The sequence below is a fragment of the Streptomyces anandii JCM 4720 genome, assembly GCF_014650655.1.
GTDB classification, from domain to species: Bacteria; Actinomycetota; Actinomycetes; order Streptomycetales; family Streptomycetaceae; genus Streptomyces; species Streptomyces anandii.
The window spans coordinates 344,729-345,148 of the sequence record NZ_BMVJ01000001.1 but is presented as its reverse complement, the minus strand read 5'-3'; the positions used below and the strand labels follow the sequence as shown (position 1 = coordinate 345,148).

Below are 420 nucleotides of genomic sequence, written 5' to 3'. Positions count from 1 at the left end.
GAGCCGTAGCCCAGCTCGTGTCCCCCGAACCGCCCCATCCCGATGATCGCGAACCGGGCCGGCAGGGCGTCCTCGCCGTCCCCCCACCCGTCCCGCACGACCGCCCGCAGCGTCCCCGCCAGCGTCGCCGCCGTCAGGTCGGACACGGCACCGCCCACCCGGTCCACGAGCGCGCCCTGGTCGGCCTCGACGGGCTGTGCCTCGGTGCCGTAGGAGCCGACGATGTCCGCGGCGGCCGTACGGAACAGCTCCCGCCGCCGTACGCCACGCGCCGCGGTGACCCCCTGCTCGGCGCTCTCGGCGCGCCCCACCGCGGCGAGCATCTCCTGCTCCAGCTGGGCCCGTCCGCGCGGTTCCAGCCCTCCGCCGCCGTCGGCGCCGCCGCCCGCACCGCCCCCGCCGCCGAGCAGGGCCACCGCC

At 79.0% G+C, this 420-nt stretch carries 1 pseudogene; it reads right to left on the bottom strand.

Annotated elements, in window-relative coordinates:
* A pseudogene (locus tag IE249_RS35835) lies at positions 1-420 on the bottom strand (bifunctional [glutamine synthetase] adenylyltransferase/[glutamine synthetase]-adenylyl-L-tyrosine phosphorylase); the annotation flags it as partial.